The organism is Clostridium sp. MF28, assembly GCF_002969175.1.
GTDB classification, from domain to species: domain Bacteria; phylum Bacillota; class Clostridia; order Clostridiales; family Clostridiaceae; genus Clostridium; species Clostridium beijerinckii.
The window spans coordinates 1996805-2016378 of sequence record NZ_CP014331.1 but is presented as its reverse complement, the minus strand read 5'-3'; the positions used below and the strand labels follow the sequence as shown (position 1 = coordinate 2016378).

Annotated in this window: 13 protein-coding genes and 1 pseudogene; all 14 read left to right on the top strand. The window is 28.5% G+C overall.

Annotation, left to right across the window (positions count from 1 at the left end; translation table 11 throughout):
* Positions 1-119 precede the first annotated feature (119 nt).
* The 14 genes and pseudogenes from AXY43_RS09000 (at position 120) to AXY43_RS08935 (ending at position 19569) form a co-directional block, all read left to right on the top strand.
* On the top strand, positions 120-887 hold the full coding sequence (locus tag AXY43_RS09000) for an IclR family transcriptional regulator (protein WP_065418758.1): 768 nt from the start codon (positions 120-122) through the stop codon (positions 885-887).
* Positions 888-971: 84 nt separating this feature from the next.
* Entirely contained in the window at positions 972-1859 is an 888-nt protein-coding gene (locus AXY43_RS08995; protein ID WP_039771560.1) for a dihydrodipicolinate synthase family protein, read from the top strand.
* A 65-nt stretch (positions 1860-1924) separates the two neighbouring features.
* On the top strand, positions 1925-3661 hold the full coding sequence (ilvD, locus tag AXY43_RS08990; RefSeq protein WP_039771562.1) for a dihydroxy-acid dehydratase: 1737 nt from the start codon (positions 1925-1927) through the stop codon (positions 3659-3661).
* Positions 3662-3872: 211 nt separating this feature from the next.
* Positions 3873-5534, top strand: coding sequence for a glycoside hydrolase family 43 protein (locus AXY43_RS08985; RefSeq protein WP_087701069.1), 1662 nt, complete (start codon positions 3873-3875; stop codon positions 5532-5534).
* 242 nt (positions 5535-5776) lie between these two features.
* Positions 5777-7150: an MFS transporter gene (locus tag AXY43_RS08980; protein WP_012060282.1), complete on the top strand. Its 1374-nt coding sequence runs from the start codon at positions 5777-5779 to the stop codon at positions 7148-7150.
* Positions 7151-7582: 432 nt separating this feature from the next.
* On the top strand, positions 7583-9241 hold the full coding sequence (locus tag AXY43_RS08975; protein ID WP_105411434.1) for a methyl-accepting chemotaxis protein: 1659 nt from the start codon (positions 7583-7585) through the stop codon (positions 9239-9241).
* A gap of 209 nt (positions 9242-9450) precedes the next feature.
* A complete protein-coding gene (locus AXY43_RS08970; protein WP_105411433.1) occupies positions 9451-9900 on the top strand; it encodes an Hsp20/alpha crystallin family protein in 450 nt (149 codons plus the stop codon).
* A 342-nt stretch (positions 9901-10242) separates the two neighbouring features.
* On the top strand, positions 10243-11430 hold the full coding sequence (locus AXY43_RS08965) for a class I SAM-dependent rRNA methyltransferase (protein ID WP_039771570.1): 1188 nt from the start codon (positions 10243-10245) through the stop codon (positions 11428-11430).
* Positions 11431-11658: 228 nt separating this feature from the next.
* Positions 11659-12840 carry an SAM-dependent methyltransferase gene (locus tag AXY43_RS08960; protein WP_087701067.1) on the top strand — a complete coding sequence of 394 codons (1182 nt, stop codon included), beginning with the start codon at positions 11659-11661 and terminating at the stop codon, positions 12838-12840.
* Between the two features lie 312 nt (positions 12841-13152).
* Positions 13153-13743 (top strand): anthranilate synthase component II, encoded by a 591-nt coding sequence (locus AXY43_RS08955; RefSeq protein WP_105411432.1) that lies wholly within the window; start codon positions 13153-13155, stop codon positions 13741-13743.
* Positions 13730-15085 (top strand): aminodeoxychorismate synthase component I, encoded by a 1356-nt coding sequence (gene pabB, locus AXY43_RS08950; RefSeq protein ID WP_023973109.1) that lies wholly within the window; start codon positions 13730-13732, stop codon positions 15083-15085. Before AXY43_RS08955 ends, pabB begins: the two co-directional genes overlap by 14 nt.
* Entirely contained in the window at positions 15085-15816 is a 732-nt protein-coding gene (locus tag AXY43_RS08945; protein ID WP_105411431.1) for an aminotransferase class IV, read from the top strand. The genes pabB and AXY43_RS08945 overlap by 1 nt, the downstream gene beginning before the upstream one ends.
* A 542-nt stretch (positions 15817-16358) precedes the next feature.
* Positions 16359-18871: pseudogene (locus tag AXY43_RS08940) on the top strand (dynamin family protein).
* The gene (locus AXY43_RS08935) at positions 18868-19569 is read left to right on the top strand and encodes a hypothetical protein (protein WP_236892061.1); all 702 of its coding nucleotides are present in this window, start codon (positions 18868-18870) and stop codon (positions 19567-19569) included. The pseudogene AXY43_RS08940 and the gene AXY43_RS08935 overlap by 4 nt, the downstream one beginning before the upstream one ends.
* Positions 19570-19574: the final 5 nt, after the last annotated feature.

Sequence of the window (19574 nt, the reverse complement as noted above, 5' to 3'; positions counted from 1 at the left end):
ATTAATGGATAAAATATTAATTTTATTCAATTATACGATTGACAGAAAGAATAGCACAATATATAATAAATACGATAATTGGAATGGTGTTTTATATATGGAACGGTGAGGTGAGCTTTTTGAACACAGCGATTCTAAGAGGAATAGAAATTTTAAGGTTTGTTGGGCAAAGTGATGAACCCGTAACAATTGCTGAAATAAGTAAATATCTTAATATACCTAAAACCAGTGTATTTAATATAGTTAATGCATTGGTAAGTGAAAAGTTTCTATCAATAGAAAACATGAAATTGAAGAGTTATGAATTAGGGGTAGGAGTCTTTGAACTTGGAAGCTTATATTTAAATAAGATGGAATTAACTAAGATATCTAGTGCTTTTTTGGAAAAGTTGTCTAATGATATTGGAGAAACAGTGTTTTTAGCAGTAGTAAATGATAATGAACTTGTATATTTAGATAAGCATGAATCAAAAGGCACTCTAAGAACAACTGGTAATTTGGGATCTAGAACATCAATGTATTCAACAAGTTTAGGTAAGGCTATTTTAGCAACTTATAATAGTGCGCAGTTAAATAATTATTTTGAAGAGATTATATTTATTCCTAAAACTAAGAGTACAATAACGAATAAAGAATCCTTAATGGAAAACTTAGATTTAATTAGAGAAAGAGGATACTCTATTTCTGATGAGGAAAATGAGGAAGGATTATTTTGTATAGCTGTGCCTATATATAATAGGATGGGTCAAGCAATAGCAGCAGTATCTATTTCTACGTTAAAGATGAAAATTAATGATGAGCGTATTGGAGTGTGTGCAGAACTTATAACTAAAGTTGCACTGGATATTTCAAAAAAATTAGGATATAAAAAAGAAAGTTTATTTTAATTTTTGAGATGATTTTATCAATCATCTCAAAAAAATAATCAATATATAGAATGGTGTTTCAAATATGAAACACAAGGAGGCTTTATGTTTAAAGGAATTTATACACCAATAGTGACTATTTTCAATGAAGAAGGGAAGATTGATAAGAAAAGTTTAGAGATTTTGATTGAGAAATTAATAAAAGACGAAGTAAATGGGATTGTCATATTAGGATCGATTGGAGAATTTTTTAATTTTTCTTCTTTAGAAGAAAAAAAAGATTATATTAAGTTTGTATCTAAAGTTATAAATGGGAGAACAAAATTAATAGTTGGAACTGGGGATAACAATATAGAAGAAGTTATCGAATTAAATAAATGTGCTAGTGATGCAAAAGCAGATGCTGCTTTGATTATAACTCCATATTTTTTTGGTTTAGATGAAAATTATATATACGAATATTATTCAATAATAGCGAAGAATACGGAATTACCTATTATAATTTATAATTTTCCTGCTAGGACATCTATAAACGTATCATATGAATTAGTGTTAAGATTAGCAAATGAATTTAATAATATTGTTGGCATTAAAGATACTACAGATTCTATTAGCAATATTAGAAGGTTCGTCCAAAAAGTAAAGAAAGTTCGTAAAGACTTCTGTGTAATTTCTGGATTTGATGAATACTTAATACCTAACTTATTATCTGGAGGAGATGGTATTATAGGTGGATTAACTAATGTAAATGCAAAATTATTTGTAGATACGTATAAAGCTGTTCTAAATAGAGACTTTGAAAAATTATTTATACTCCAAGATAAAATAAATAGATTGACTGAATTGTATGATTTGACAAATCCATTTATAGTAGGACTAAAAGAAGCAGTTAATATATCTTTAAAGTTAGATATAAATACATCTATAAGAAATTATAATATTAAAATAAATGATGATATAAAAAATAAAATACAAGAAATCATAGAAAAATAAATAGATGATTATGTCTAGATTGCACTAAATATTTAAAGTAATAAATTATTGAAAGGAGATTACTAATGTTAGAGAATTCTATAACACCAAAAAGCATTTCAGAGCGTAAGCTTTGGTCACAATTTGATTCTCTTCAAATGGGAATGGATTGGGATGAAGAAGATATAAAAAAGCCACAAATACTTATTGATGATGTATTTGGAGATAGTCATCCAGGAAGTTCTCATCTTATGGGATTAACGCAGCAAGTAAGTATTGGTGTGTATGAAAAAGGAGGACGTCCAGGACAATTTCACGTTACAGATATTTGTGATGGATGTGCTCAAGGACATGATGGAATGAATTTTGTATTAGCTTCAAGGGAAGTTATTGCGGATATGGTAGAAATTCATGGATCATTTGTTTCATGGGATGGAATGGTTTTAATTTCTTCGTGCGATAAATCAATTCCTGCTCATCTTAAAGCGGCTGCGCGTATGGATATACCAACTATATTTGTTCCTGGTGGAAGCATGAGACCAGCTCCATATATGTCTACATCTATTAAGGCTGGAGATATTTCTTTAAGAGAAAAGAAAAAAGGTGCTATAACTGATCAAGAAGTCCGAGATTTTAAATTGACTGGCTGTCCATCTGTAGGAGCTTGCCAGTTTCTTGGTACTGCAAGCACCATGCAATGTATGGCTGAAGCACTAGGTTTAGCGTTGCCAGGAAGTGCACTTGCGCCTGCTACAATGAGAGATATAACAGCAATGTCCAGAAAAGCTGGAAGGCAAATTATGAATTTGGTTAAGGCAAATATTACAACAAAGGATATACTTACTCAAGAAGCGTTTTACAATGCAATTGTTGTACATGCGGCTATAGGTGGATCAACTAATGTAATGTTGCACCTTCCTGCTATAGCTTATGAACTTGGCATAGAATTAAAACCTGAACTATTCGATGAGATTAATCATAAGATTCCACACATAGGAAACATATATCCTAGTGGAGAGTACCCAACTGAAGCCTTTTGGTTTGCTGGAGGTATTCCTATGGTACAGTGGTTATTAAAGGATTATTTAAATCTGGATGTACTAACAGTAACAGGTAAGACCCTAAGAGAAAATCTTGAGGATATAAAAAATGATGGTTTCTTTGACAGAATAGAAGGATATCTTCATAATTATGGATTAAATCGAGATCAGTTAATAAAACCAGTTGAGACAACAAAGGAAATGGGATCTATTGCAGTTCTGAAAGGAAATTTAGCTCCAGAAGGTGCAGTTATCAAATATGCAGCAGTATCAGAAAATATGATGTATCATGTGGGAGCTGCAAGAGTATTTGATTGTGAAGAAGATTGTCATAATGCTGTAATTGAAGATAAGATTAATCCAGGAGAAGTCTTGATTATACGCTATGAGGGGCCAAGGGGATCTGGGATGCCAGAGATGCTTATGACAACAGAGGCTATAGTATGTGATAGCAGATTAAATGGATCAACAGTTTTATTAACAGATGGGCGCTTTTCAGGAGCTACAAGAGGACCATGTGTTGGACATATATCGCCTGAAGCAGCAACCGGAGGGCCAATCGCGTTAGTAAAAGAAGGAGATTTAATTGAGCTTGATATAAAGGAGAGAAAGCTAAATATTGTTGGAATCAATGGAAAATCATATAAATTGGAGGAGATAGAAAAAATATTAGAAGAACGAAAAGCAAATTGGAGTCTCCCTAAAACAGGACCAAGAAAAGGGATATTTGGACGTTATACAAGGGGAGCTGTATCAGCAATGAAAGGCGCTTATTTAGAGTAATTATATAATAATAAGCATTTTGTAAACGATTATTAATAAAAAATTAATTTAACATAAAATATCTGAATTTTATAGGGGAAAGTTAAAAATCAAGGTCTATTTACAGAGATGAATACTTATGACAAATGGAATTATATCAGAAGTTCATTAATTTTTATGATTTAGATGAAAATTATAAATAAATATTTAATTAGTTAAAGGAGAGAAGTTAATAATGAAAATTAAAAATCCAATATTAAGAGGATTTAATCCAGACCCAAGTATTTGTAGGGTAGGCGAGGATTATTATATTGCAGTATCCACTTTTGAATGGTTTCCTGGAGTACAAATTTATCATTCTAAAGATTTAATTAATTGGAATCTAGTTGCTCACCCTCTAAATAGAATTTCACAACTTGACATGAAAGGAAATGCTGATTCTGGTGGTATATGGGCTCCATGTTTAAGCTATAGTGACAATAAATTTTGGCTAATATATACAGATGTAAAAGTTACAAAAGGAATTTGGAAAGATTGCTACAACTATTTAGTTACTTGTGAAACTATTGATGGAGAGTGGAGTGAACCAGTTAAGTTAAATGGTTCAGGTTTTGACCCTTCTTTATTCCATGATAAAAATGGGAAAAAATATTTATTGAATATGCTGTTTGATAATAGGGTATATAACCATAGATTTGCAGGTATTGTAATGCAAGAATATTCTCCAGAAGAAGAAAAATTAATTGGGGAATCTAAATTAATTTTTAAGGGTACAGATCTTAAATTAACAGAAGGGCCTCACTTGTATCAGATTGGAGATTATTACTATCTTTTAACAGCTGAAGGTGGAACAAAATATGAGCATGCTGCTACAATAGCACGTTCTAAAAATATTGAAGGACCTTATGAAATACACCCAGATAATCCTATTCTTACTGCGTGGGATAAGCCTATAAATGAATTACAAAAATGTGGTCATGCATCTATTGTACACACTCATACTGATGAATGGTATTTAGTTCATTTAACAGGAAGGCCACTTCCATCAGATGAAGTTCCTGGCACTGAAGTGAGAGGATATGATAAAGAAACTGGGAAACCACTTCCACATACAGCGCCAAGAGGATATTGTCCACTTGGAAGAGAAACAGCTATTCAAAAACTTGAGTGGATTGATGGATGGCCATATGTAGTAGGTGGTAAAGAAGGTTCAATAGAAATTGATGCTCCTAATATGAAAGAAGTAAAATGGGAACCTAGTTTTAAGGAATTAGATCATTTCGACAATGATAAATTGAACATTAATTTTCAATCACTACGTATTCCGTTGACTGAGGATATAATGTCCTTAACAGAAAATCCAGGAAATATGAGATTATACGGAAAAGAATCATTAATATCTAAATTTACACAGGCCTTAGTCGCTAGAAGGTGGCAATCTTTTAATTTTGATGCGGCAACAGGTGTGTCCTTCAATCCAGATACTTTTCAGCAATCAGCAGGTCTTGTATGCTACTATAACACAGAAAATTGGACAACAATTGATGTAACTTGGAATGAAGAAAAAGGAAGAGTAATTGATATTATTTCTTGTGATAACTTTGAATTTTCACAACCACTAGCTCAAAATATGATACCAGTACCAGAAAATGTTGAATACGTACACCTAAAAGTAGAAGTTAGGGTTGAAGAATATAAGTTCTTTTATTCGTTTGATGGAGTGGAATGGAAGGAAATACCTACAAGTTTTGAATCTAAAAAATTATCAGATGATTATGTAGGTGGAGGAGCGTGCTTTACAGGGGCATTTGTAGGTATGCACTGTCAGGATGTTAGCGGAAATAATAAATCTGCTGATTTTGATTATTTTATGTATAAAGAAAACCTAATATAGTTTTATTAAAATATGAATTGCTTATTAAACAGATATAGGTAAACGATTTATTTTATGTTTTTATCAAAACAAGCTGTAAATATATGATTTTTAAAAGATTGGACTAGTTAAAGGTTGCGGAATCCCGCAACCGACTATATAAATACTAAATTATAAGGAGGATAGATATTTAGAAAATACAAAATTTTATAGAAGTGTATGAAGAAAAATATTATAAATTAAAAATGGAGGATGAATTTTAAATGAATATCAGTCAAGTAAGATCTAAGATTTCTGAAAAAATTACTATGAAAGAAAAGGTGGGGTATGCCACAGGAGATTTAGCTTGTAACTTTATTTATCAAACAGTAAGTAGCTATCTACTATTCTTCTATACAGACGTTTTTGGAATTTCGGCTGCAGCAGCTGGATTCATGTTTCTAATAGTAAGACTGTTTGATGCTGTAATGGATCCACTAATTGGGACAGTGGTGGATAAAACAAATACAAAATACGGAAGATTTCGTCCATATATCTTATATGGTGCTTTTCCCTTTGCAGGAGTAGCTATACTTTGTTTTACAACTCCAGCATTTTCAGATCCTATGAAATTAGTATATGCGTATGTTACTTATATACTATTATCAGTAACTTATTCAGTAGTTAACATTCCTTATGCAGCACTTACTTCAGCGATTACTCAAGATAACAAGGAAGTTGTAAGCCTAACTTCAATCAGAATGTTATTTTCAAATACCGGAGGATTAATTGTTTCTTTTGGTGTACCGCTTTTAGCTGGAATATTTACAAATATGACTGGAAAAACAAGCACAGGATGGCAAATTACCATGTCAATAATGGGAATTTTAGGTGCACTTCTACTAATCTTTTGCTTTTTGAATACTAAAGAGCGCGTTCAAATAGATCATTCTGAAGATGCAAAAATCAATGTTAAAGATATTTTTATTCAGTTAAAGTCAAATCGTCCACTAGTTATCATATGTATGTTCTTTATTCTTAATTTTGGCGTTAACTCAATAGTTAATTCTGTTGGAATTTATTATGTTACTTATAATGTTGCAAGACCAGATTTAGTAAAATGGTATGGTTTAATGGGAACTCTACCTGCACTAATACTTATGCCGTTAATGCCATTAATGTATAAATGGATGGGTAAGAAAAAATTATTATTTACTGCTTTATCTTTGAAAGCAATTGGATTAATAGCTTTATTTGTTATTCCTGCAACAATGGTTCCACTTGTATTTGCAGGACGATTAATCGCAGCATTGGGTACCATCACTGCAGGTGCCTTCACATGGGCGCTAATTCCTGAAACTATCGATTATGGTCAATATAAGACAGGTAAACGTGCAAGTGGTGTTATTTATGCGCTAGTTGGATTCTTCTTCAAGTTTGGTATGGCGATTGGAGGAATTGTTCCTGGATTAATACTAGCGAAATTCGGTTATGTTGCAAATCACGCTCAAACTGAGACAGCATTACATGGCATTTTAATCACAATGACTGCAATTCCAGTAATATTTGTAATTATTGAACTTGTTGCAATATTCTTCTATAACTTAGATGAAAAAGAACATAAAAGAGTATTGAGTGAATTAAATACAAGAGCATAATTTATGGAAATTTATTTTATATATAAGACTAGGTGTTGAGGGAAAATATTTATGTAAAAGTAATAGTTATGTTTTAAAGATTCATAGATGTGTTTGGATAAGCACATGAAATGTTGTCAGCTAATAGAAATGTCCAATTATTAGTAAAAGGAAAACCTCTCTATAGATATCAAATTTATAGTGAGGTTTTTTTGTGTTATAAAAAATTATAGAATTACTTATATTTCATATTTTTTCATATATGTCTTGAATTTGGTACATAAATTGATATAATAGTAAATGAAATTCATTATCAATTAAATGGCGAAAAGAAAAATTAATGCAATTAAAACTCATACCATCATTAATTTCGGTGATTAATTAGCAAGAAAGATAAATTAATCATGATTATAAAAAGGAAAAATGTATTTTATTATTCGGGGGGAAACAGTTATGTACCAAAGATTACATGAACTTATATCAGGAGATCCAATAAATAAGAAAATAAAAAAATCATTCTTAATAATCAATATGTTTACAATAATAAGCATGATTATAATAGTAAGTATTTTATATATGTTTTCTTATAAAACCAATTTGTCATATAGGAAATCATATGCACTTTCAGATAATATATCAAATATGAGAATTAGTTTACAAAAAATAGAGAAAAATCTTTATAAAGCAATAGCTGAGGAAGATATGGAGAAAGAACAAAAATATTTAGAATTAGTAAATGAAGAAGTAAAAGAATTCGATAGTAATTCTAAAATTTTAAAAGAAACACTACCTGATTATGAGCTAATTGATGAGATTAATTCATCTGTAGAATTAGCCGCAAAAAGTAGAAGTGATATAGTGGAATTGATAAATAAGAAAGAGAAGATATCAGCCTTATCAGTAATGGAAAATACATATTCTTATCAAATAGATGGAATAGCAGATAAAGTTATAGAAGTATATAAACAGTCTCAAAAACAAACATCTAATTTTTTACATAAGGTAGATATAATTAACAATATAATATTAGGATTTATAATAATCATAATGATCAGTACACTAATAATAACGTCAACAATAAGCGGCGTGTTGACAGATATATTTATTAAAGGAATTAATAATATAAAAGAAATATCTGAAGAATTATTATATGGAAATCTCAAAGTTGAAAGTAGCTATGAATCTACAGATGAAATGGGTGAGATGGCAAGTAATTTGATTAGCGCTATTGAGATGATAGACTCATATGTAGATGATATTACAACAATTTTAGAAAAAATATCAGTTGGAAATTTGGATATAGAGTTAGAGAAAAATGTGCAATATAAATGCGATTTTATTCCTATACAAGAGTCGCTTGAGAGTATTATAAACACATTGAATAGTGATTTCTATGGTATATCAAGGACAGTAGAGTTAACATCAAATAGATCAGAACAAATATCACTAATTACAAAAGAACTATCAGATGGAGCAACAAATCAAGCAAGTATAATAGAAAAACTTTTAGACAATTTTAATAAAATATTAACTAAAGTTACTATAAACGCCCAAAATGCAGAGGAAGCTAATAAAGTATCGGAAAGTACCAAGGATATTGTATCTGAAGGAAATCACAAAATGGAAGAGTTAATGAAATCTATAGAGGAGATTGCTCAATCTTCCAATCAGATTTCAAAGATTACAAGCTCTATAGAAAATATAGCATCACAAACAAACCTTTTGGCGCTTAATGCTGCTATTGAGGCTGCGAGAGCTGGAGAAACTGGAAAAGGATTTGCGGTGGTAGCTAATGAAGTTAAGAGCTTAGCCGAACAATGCTCAAATGCAGTTAAAAAAGGTGAAAGTTTAGCAAAAGAGGCTTCGAATTCATTACAAAATATAGTGGTTAATGTAGATAATAGTGCTAAATTGGTCAATGAAATATCACTAGCATCGCAAGATCAAACGAATGAGATAATGAAAATGACAACGAGAGTTAACGAAATCTCTGAAGTTATACAGATTAACACAGCTAAGGCACAAGAAACTGCGGCATCAACTGAAGAATTATCACTTCAAGCCCAAAATATAGCTGAAAAGATGTCTAAATATGATTTGAAATCAAAGTGAAAGAATAGAGATCATGAAAAATATATAAGCAATAAAAAATTAGAGAAAATAAAAGCAAATACTATGTAAGTAAAAGATAATTTAATATTATAGAAATATATAGTAAGAGAAAAAAAATAAAGGACAAAAACTGATTTTGACCTTCTTTGACCTTTTGGCTATAATTTACTTGTAAAAACAAATAACAAATATCTTAAGGAGGTCTTAGTATGTTTGGATTGATACCTTTTAGAACTAACGGATTAGACAAGAAGGGAGGCTCAATTGAAGATTTTTTCAATGGATTTTTCAATGATGATTTCTTTTCACCAATGAGTTTTGGTTTTGGAAATAACCAAAAATTTAATGCTGATATAAGAGAAACTCAAAATGAATATTTAGTTAGTGCAGAATTACCAGGTGTTAAGAAAGAAGATATAAACCTTGAATACAGAGACAATACTTTAATTATTTCTGCTCTTAGAAATGAAGAAATAAATGAAGAAAAAGATAATTATATTAGAAGAGAAAGAGCTTATGGAAAAATATCAAGGACTTTTCATGTTGAGAACGTTGATAAATCAAGAATTTCTGCAAAATTCCAAAATGGAGAATTGCAAATTATATTACCTAAATTAAACGAAACTATAAGAGACTATAGTAGAATTTTAATTCAATAGTTTATAGATTAAACAAGTATATTATATGTAATTTGATGTATAAAATATTAGACAAAAATGAAATGAATAGAGAAGTTATTTAAGAGATAGTTGGATCGTACAATTATTGCGGGTTCACGACTATCTCTTTAATTATTTCTATTGTATATAGCATTTAATCTATAGCATATTTAAAATTATATATGGTATAAATTAATCAGTATCTAATCTGGAGCAAAGAAACAATAATATATAGTGTACACGATAAAATATGCAATTTTAAATTAGTAATTAACTAGTTTAGATTTATGGTATAATTATTTAGAATTTAATACAATAGTTTTCGGGAAGGTAAATACATATATGAAAGAAGCAATACTTACAGTAAAAAAAGAATTTGTTAAGAAATATAAAAATGGATATCCTTTAATTCTTGAAGAAGCTTTTGATAATATAAAAGATTTAAAAGAGGAAGGACAAATCATAACCCTTATAGATGAAAAAAAGACTTTCTTAGGAAAGGGGTATTATGGGAAACAAAATAAAGGCTGTGGATGGATTTTAAGTAACAGTAAAAATAGCAATTTGGATTATAAATTTTTCTATGATAAGATTAGGAATGCATTTTCCAAAAGAATGAAATTTTATCATTCAAAAGACACGTCTGCATTTAGAGTATTTAATGGTGAAGGCGATGGAATAGGTGGGCTTACGATTGACTATTTCGATGAATATTATCTCATCACTTGGTATAGCAGAGGTATATATACATTTAAAGACAATATAATTAAAGCTATAAAAAGCTTAGTTTCTTTTGATGGTATATATGAAAAAAAGAGATTTGAAGAAAATGGTATGGTTGTAGATGAAGATAGCTATGTTTGTGGAAGAAAAGCACCTGAACCTCTTATAGTTAAAGAAAATAAAGTTAATTTCTCAATTTATTTAAATGATGGGGCTATGGTTGGAGTATTTTTAGACCAAAAGGAAGTAAGAAAGTCTATCAAAGATAAATACTCCAATAATAAAAAAGTTTTAAATACTTTTTCATATACAGGAGCATTTTCAATGGCAGCTGCAAAAGGTGGTGCTATTACTACAAGTGTTGATTTAGCAAGCCGAAGTCTAGAAAAAACAACTGAGAACTTTACTATAAATAATATTGATTTCACAAAACATGAAATAATTGTTGAAGACATTTTCCTATATTTTAAACGTGCAAAAAAGGAAGAATTAAAATTTGATGTGGTTATTCTTGATCCGCCAAGCTTTGCAACATCAAAAGATAATAGATTCAGTGCAGCAAAAGACTATAAAGGATTGGTTAAATCAGCTATAGATATAACAGAGGATGAAGGAGTAATTGTAGCTTCAACAAACTGTGCTACTTTTAATATGGGCAAATTTAAGAAATTTATAGATGAAGCTTTTAAAGAATCACATAGAAATTATGAAATTCTAGAAGAACATACTCTTTCAGAAGATTTTGCAGTTACAGATAAATTTCCTGAGGGAAATTATTTAAAAGTTGTGATTGTAAAAATGTACTAAAGAAAGTAACAAAAAAATTAGCAAATAAAATGAGGAAAAAGATAATTATACAAAATGAAATGACTTGAGAAGTTAGTTAAGAGATAGTTAGAGAAGCGTAAAATTATTGTGCGTTCTCGACTGTCTCTTTAATTATTTATATTGAATATAGAATTTAATGTATAGCATATTTGAAATTATATAATAGTATAAATTAATCAGTATTTAAATTATAGAAAGGAATTCTATATGAATCTAATAAATAGTCTTTATGTTAAATATTTGTCAAAATTTGATGATATACCATATAGGATTAAGTTTCAAAATAATAAAGAATTTATTATAGGGAAGGGCACGCCTCAATTCGAAATAAATATTAAGGGAGAAATAAGTAAAACAGACTTAATTAGAAGTACGTTCCTTGCTATTGGTGAAGCTTACATGAAAGGGAATATAGAGATAAAAGGAGATTTATTTGAAGTTGTAAATATATTTATTAGTCAGATTGATAAAATCTCATCAGGTAGTAAGCCAGTAAAAAATACGATTTTTCAATCCAATTCTTCAAAAAAACAAAAAGGTGAGATTCAAGAGCACTATGATATAGGGAATAATTTCTATAGTTTATGGCTCGATGATACTATGACATATTCATGTGGATATTTTAAATCAAATAATGATAGTTTGCATGACGCACAAATTAATAAAATTAATCATATACTAGCAAAGTTAGACATAAAAGAAGGCATGAGCGTCTTGGATGTAGGATGTGGGTGGGGATTTTTACTTATTGAAGCAGCAGAAAAATATAGTATTCATGGTATTGGAATTACATTAAGCAAAGAGCAATATAAAAAATTTAATGAAAGAATAAAAGAAAGAAAGCTTGAAAAATTACTAGAAGTTAGACTTATGGATTACCGAAATTTAGCTGAAAGTGGATTATCATTTGATAGAATTGTAAGTGTTGGCATGGTTGAGCATATAGGAAGAGAGAATTATGAACTATTTATAAAAAATATTGATTCTGTCTTAAAACCAAAAGGGTTATGTTTATTGGATTATATCAATTCATTAAAAGAATATTCTGTAGATCCATGGATTAAAAAGTATATTCTTAAAGAAGCGGTTATTCCAAGTTTTAGAGAAATTATAGACATTTGTAGTAATTATAATTTCCATACTATCGATGTTGAAAATCTTAGAAGGCATTATGTTAAGACTTTACTATATTGGAGAGAGAATTTTAATAACAATCTAAGTGAAGTTTCTAAAATGTTTGATGAAGAATTTATAAGAATGTGGGAACTTTATCTTTGTTCATGTGCGGCAATATTTAATAATGGAGTGATAGATATTCATCAATTACTAATTTCTAAAGGAATAAATGATGATATTCCTATGACAAGAGAATATATGTACAATAAATAAAATTTATATATTATTTATTATACATATAAGTAATTCTTATGTAGTAATACAAGATACTTAATGTAATTTATTGTGAAGAGTAAGACTGACTAGATATTATTTTAAATTACGAACGAGAAAATACAACCAATGGAACAGAGTTTTATTTAATGCTAAAATAAATATGTGACTAATAGTATATATGTTGAGATAATAAATTTATATTTAAAATTATAGTAGCTCAAGAACAAGAGTTCAATTAAGATAGAAATGCAGAAACTTAATAATAACATATATAGTTATAATAATTAAAGTTAAAAAGGAATGATTAAAGTGTTACTAATGATAGATAATTATGATTCGTTTGTATATAATCTGGTCAGATATTTTGAAGAGATTGGAGAAATTGTGGATGTAGTTAGAAATGATAAAATTAATATTGAGAGCATCAGAAACAATAAATATGATGGTATAGTTATTTCACCAGGACCTAAAAATCCCAAGCAAGCAGGCTTGTGCCTAGATATTATTGATAAATTTAAAAATGAAACTCTTATATTGGGCATATGTCTTGGACATCAGTGTATAGGACATTATTTTGGCGGAGAAATAATTAAAGGCGACAGGCCTATGCATGGTAAAATAAGTGAAGTAACACATAATAATAGCGGAATATTCCATAATGTTAAAAATCCATTAAAGGTAACAAGATATCATTCTCTAATTATTGATAAGAAGAAACTCCCAAAAGAATTATTGGTTACGGCAGAAACGTCAGATGGGGTAATCATGGGAATTAGACATAATGAATTACCTATATATGGAGTTCAATTCCATCCAGAAGCAGAACTTACGGAAGAAGGGCATAAAATCTTAGAAAATTTTATTTTAGAGTGCAAGAGGTTTAGAAATGGTAGATTTTAAGATTAAAGAGTTAAATACATATTATAATCCTTTTTATACATATGATCTTTTTAAAGATAGTGAAGATTCTATATTTTTAGATAGTTCGAAAGAAGACAAATTGTTATCCAAGTATTCTTTTATTGGATTGAATCCATATAAAAAATTTATCTCTAAGGGGAGAAAAGTAACTATTGATAATGAAGAATATAATGATGTAGATCCATTTGAAAAATTGGATAAAATTATTGAGAGTTATAAAATTAGTATTAATAGCAAACTTCCTTTTGTTAGTGGTGCTATTGGTTACTTTTCTTATGATATAGGAAGAGTGTTAGAGGATCTTCCAGATGAATCAAAGGAAGATTTTAGTATACCAGATAGCATTTTTATTTTCTTTGACAATCTAATAATATTTGATTTACAAAATAAAAAAACTTATATAACTTCAGTTGGACAACTTGAAGAAGCTAAAAATAGTATACTTAATATAGAAAAGTGTCTAGAGAATTATATTGAGGGGCTTCCAGTAAATTTAGAAAAAACAAATAATGAATTCTTTTCAAATTTCGATAAGGAAGAGTATAAAAAAGCTATAGCATCTCTTAAAGAATATATAAGAAGTGGAGATGTATATATAGCTAATATGACTAGAAGGATATGGTGTAATAATAATGAAAAGCCATATGAAATATATAGAAAATTGAGAAATACAAATAAAGCACCATTTTCAGCATATATGAATTTTAAGGATTTTCAAATAATAAGTTCTTCACCTGAAAGATTTTTATCAATTTTAGATGGTAAGGTTCAAACAAGGCCGATTAAAGGAACTAGACCTAGAGGAAAAGATTATGAGGAAGATGAGAGAAATAGAAATGAGTTAATGGCTTCGGAAAAAGATAAATCCGAGCTTTTAATGATTGTTGATTTAGAAAGAAATGATCTGAGTAAAGTTTGTAAACCTAAATCAGTAAAAGTTACAGAACTTTTTAAGTTAGAGGAGTATGAGACTGTATTTCATCTTGTGGCAACAATAGAAGGAAGATTAAGAGAAAATGTGTCTTCAGTAAAGTGCATAAGGGAGTGTTTTCCGGGTGGATCAATTACAGGAGCGCCTAAAATACGCGCAATGGAAATAATAGAGGAGCTTGAGAAGCTAAAAAGAAATATATATACAGGGTCTATAGGATACTTCGATTTAAGAGGAAATAGTGATTTTAATATAGTTATTAGAACTATTATAAGAAAAGGTAATAAAGCGTATTTAGGAGTTGGTGGAGGAATAACATGGGAATCTATTGAAGAAGAGGAGTGGTTAGAGACAATAGACAAAGCTAAAGCGTTGATGGAGGTATTATAGTGAGAAGGATAGTTCATAATTATGATAAAGTAATGCTTGACGATGGATTATTTTTTGGAAGAGGAATATTTGAAACAATTCTTTGTAAGGAAAAACCAATATATTTAGAAGAGCATTTACAGAGATTAAAAAAAGATATGATGGAATTAAATTTACAGCCATTAGTGGAAGAAAAATTTTTAAGAGATCATTTAAATAAGTTGGAGATAAAAAACAAAGTATTAAAAATAACTGTTACACCTTTAAACATTATAATAACCGAAAGAGAAATTGCATATAAAAATGACGATTATAAAAAAGGAATGTTGTTAACAATTTCAAAGGTAAGACGTAACAGTACTTCAAGATTGGCCTCTATCAAATCTACATGCTATATAGAAAACATAATTGAAAAAGAGAATGCTAAGAAATTAGGCTACGATGATGTGATATTTTTAAATGAAAAAGGTAATGTTACAGAAACGAGCTGTGCAAATATATTTATGATAAAAAATAATGAAATTTTTACTCCAAATAGTGAAGATGGATTATTAAAAGGTATAATAAGAGATAAGATTATGAAAAAATTTAAGGTGACTGAAAAAAGCATTACTATAGATGATTTAACACATTCAGAAGAGGTAATTATAACAAATAGTATAATGGGGGCAATGTCTATAAAACAGATTAATGAAATTAAATATAATAGTGAAAAGTTTAGACATATATTTAATGAAAATTTGAGAAATTAGAATAATACTTATAATTAAAACAAAGAACAAATTTCTGGTTTATGAAGATTTTGATATATATATTGAAATTCACAATCGCGACTAAAATCCTTACAATATTTTTAGAATTATTATGAAAAATTATTTTTGCAATATATACATTTATAAAAAACTTGAAAGAATACTTAGATATTTCTTTCAAGTTTTTATATTTGGCAAATTAATATAAGTGATTCTTAATTAATAATAAATCTGACAAGTTAAAATATATAATAGGGGTTTTTTAGCAACAACACATATTATTGTGTATAATTTGGAAATAAAATTGTGAAATTTTTATTATTCAGTAAGTATTTGCTTAGATAAGTATGCTTAATTATGATAAGATATATTTAGGCATAATTAAAAAAACAATAAGTTCATCTGTCGAGTCCATTTTTTGCCTAATGAAAAATAATCATGGCATTTTGAATTTGTTATTTTATTTCATATGCCTTATCAGAACTATGAAAATATATAAGGAAGATATAGTATGAATTAGTATAGTTGTTATGGAGAGTTTTATGAGAAAAGATAAGTACATATTGAATATAATTGATGAGATAAGAGGAGTTTTAAGTAAAAATAATTATAGAGAGAATAGATACAATAAGGATATAGCATGGTTTGAAGAACGAAAAAGTATTTATGATGATAATATAATACGAATTGCTATTATGGGGATAACTAGTAGTGGAAAATCTACTTTAGTAAATGCACTTCTTGGTGAAAAGATTTTACCAATGGCTATAAGGCCTAGTTCAAGTATTATAATTACGGCATCAAAAGGACTAAAGAGACAAGCCGTTATTTATTTTAAGGATAGTGGACCTAAAATATTAGAGACGGAAGATCTAAATGAAGATGCTATAGCAGAATATGCGGATGAGAGCAGGAATCCTGGAAATACGCTTAATGTTACTCAGATTGATATAAAAACACCTTATTTTATGTTAGATGAGAAAATACATATAATCGATAGTCCAGGATTAGATGCATGGAACTTAGAAAATCATGAAAAATTGACATTGGAGATATTACTTCCAACTATAGATATATGTATATTTGTGACTACGGTTAAGGCTAATAGTGATGCAACGAATGCTGAAAAAATTAAGATAGTAAGTGAGAAAGACAAGCAGATAATCCTAGTACAAAACATGATAGATTCAATTGAAGAAAAGATTGGCAGGAATGGAATAGTTGAAGAAGATAAAGTTACTATATTAAAAAAGTATAAAAAGAGAGCAGAGAGGCTCTTAATGGAAATTACAGATGATAAAGAAATATCGGAAGTTATTCAAATATCAGCACTTAATGGACTTTTGGGAATTGTAGATAAAGATAAGGAAAGATATGATAATTCTAATTTTGAAATCTTTATTAATGCTATAGAAAATTGTGCGGAAAATACTATTCCAAAGCTTAATGGACGGAGAGCTGAAAGTCTAATAGAAAAAATTAATAGCATAATTTCAACTGATCAAGAAATTATAAAGGGAAATAATTTAGGTGAAATAGAAGATTTAATAAAAGTAAGTAATAAAGAGCTTGATAATCTTGCAAATAAATTTGAGACTGCTCAGAATGAAATAGCTGAAAAGATTAAAGAAATTGAAAACATTACTTCAGATATAATAAAGGAAATATCATCTGTATCATCTGAAAATATTGAAGATTATTTAGACATAGTAGATAGAATTAACAATAAAAATTTATATATTGAAAGTGATATTTTAAGCACTGTTAAGAGGTGTGAAAAAGATAAAAGAAGAATATATGATAGTCTTAATTTAGATATAAGATCCTCTTATGTTTTGCCGAGTATCGAAAGTAAAAATATTGAGATTAAGCATAAATATGAAGAAAGAACTGTGTTATTTAAGAAAGAAGGGGTTCTAAATAAGGGGAAAAGATTATTGTCTAATATATTTGACAAGGACTGGGGATATAAAGAAGTAGGATATGACGAGAGAATAATTGATAAAGATGAGACTATTAAGAGGGCCCAAAAAATATGTAGTGAAAATAAGAATAAATATATAAGTATATTAAAGGAATGGAGTAATCAATATACAAAAGCAATAGATACTTTCTATGAGGAAGTATCAAGAAGAACAGAAGAATTTGAAGAAAAAAAAGAGCAAAATATAGAGCTTTATGATATAGGAGAAGTAACTAAGGATCTAATAGGTATTAAAGACAAGCTTTCTAATTTAAGAGTTGATGTGAAAAATGAGGTAGCATAACAAGTGATAATTATGAAAAAAATATTTCATACAGTATTTCAAGGTTACATTATAACTTTTATATGCTGAGTAATAAAATTTTAGAAAAGAACTACCTATTAGTTGGAAAATATATAAATAAAAAGTGTGAAGAAAAGTCTAACAGTATGGGCCTAAAGCTTTTTTGGACATGGGATATAGATTCTTGCAGAGATTTCATTTCTAGAATGTATGGAATTGATCTAGATCTTGAAGAATGTGAATTAATAAAGAGAGAAGGTTTATATAGTTTTGAAGATATAGCTATTATCTATGAATCTGGAAAAGGTACGCTTAAATTTTATGAAAAACTTAAACAGATAAAAGATATGACTTATAGTATGTTTATTATTTTTAATGGAATACAAATTGGAAATTCTAAGAAGCAGATTTTAGAAAGCAGAAATTTAAACTATTTCTTTAAGGAAAATAGTAATTTATCAGTGAATTTAGTAATAGATTCATGCAGAGAATTTATAAATGCAAATAATATAGAGGAGCTTCTGATAGAAGTTAAAAACCTAAAAGATAAAGTTATTAGTAGGTTTAGTAGTATAAGGCCTGAATATATATTAATTAATTCCAAAAATCCAATATATAATATGGCATTAATAGAATCACAGGAAATTCATGAATTTTTGATAAGTGATTATAAAGTTATAAAAGAAAAACTGATTGAAAATCCTTTGTCAAGAGGAGTAGAAGAACAAGAAACTATTGAAAAGATTTTAAGCTATTTTTTGAATACCTCTAAAGAGGAAGGAGTATGAATGAATATATGGAAGAAAGATCAATTTTAATTCAAAGCGATGAAGTTACAAAAAATATAATGGGCGAAATACAGGATGATATGTTAAGTTTACTTACAAGAGCATCTAGAAATATGACAGAAGAGCTAACTGAAAAATTAAAGCCAGTTGAGAGAAAAATAAATGACTTGCGAGAAAATTTTCAAGAGTTTCATGAAGAAGAATTCGAAGAAAAACTTGAAGATTTAAATAAAAGCATATTAAAGATAAGAGAAATGACAGAAACGAAATTGGAAGCAGTAATACAAAAGAGTGTGGAAGAGCAAAGTAAGGTATTATTTGAATCTATAGAAGAAAGATTGGCAATATTAGGATTAAAAGTAGTAAAAGATGCGGCAAGTAATAAAGAAGCGATTTTAGATAAATTAGATAATATTAACTTAGATAAGATAGAAGAAAAAGTAGACTTGGTTGAAAAATCTATTGAAAATAAAGTTGAATCTTTAGACAAATCTATAGAATATAATCTAATTAATAATAAAAATTCAATTTTAGGAAAAATTAAGGATATTGACAGTAAAATTGAAGATAAAGATAGTATAATAGAATTAATAAGTAAATTAGAAGATGAGCTTAATAATAAGATTGATTATATACAAGAAGAGGTAGAGTGGGGAAATAAATCATTCTTTTCTAAGCTTTTTGGAAGAAGGAGATAATAGGA

Coding starts and splice junctions, on each gene's coding strand:
- pabB (WP_023973109.1), top strand. CDS start 13,730: ATGGTAGATTTTAAGATTAAAGAGTTAAATACATATTATAATCCTTTT.
- AXY43_RS08995 (WP_039771560.1), top strand. CDS start 972: ATGTTTAAAGGAATTTATACACCAATAGTGACTATTTTCAATGAAGAA.
- AXY43_RS08935 (WP_236892061.1), top strand. CDS start 18,868: ATGAATGAATATATGGAAGAAAGATCAATTTTAATTCAAAGCGATGAA.
- AXY43_RS08965 (WP_039771570.1), top strand. CDS start 10,243: ATGAAAGAAGCAATACTTACAGTAAAAAAAGAATTTGTTAAGAAATAT.
- ilvD (WP_039771562.1), top strand. CDS start 1,925: ATGTTAGAGAATTCTATAACACCAAAAAGCATTTCAGAGCGTAAGCTT.
- AXY43_RS08960 (WP_087701067.1), top strand. CDS start 11,659: ATGAATCTAATAAATAGTCTTTATGTTAAATATTTGTCAAAATTTGAT.
- AXY43_RS08980 (WP_012060282.1), top strand. CDS start 5,777: ATGAATATCAGTCAAGTAAGATCTAAGATTTCTGAAAAAATTACTATG.
- AXY43_RS08975 (WP_105411434.1), top strand. CDS start 7,583: ATGTACCAAAGATTACATGAACTTATATCAGGAGATCCAATAAATAAG.
- AXY43_RS08970 (WP_105411433.1), top strand. CDS start 9,451: ATGTTTGGATTGATACCTTTTAGAACTAACGGATTAGACAAGAAGGGA.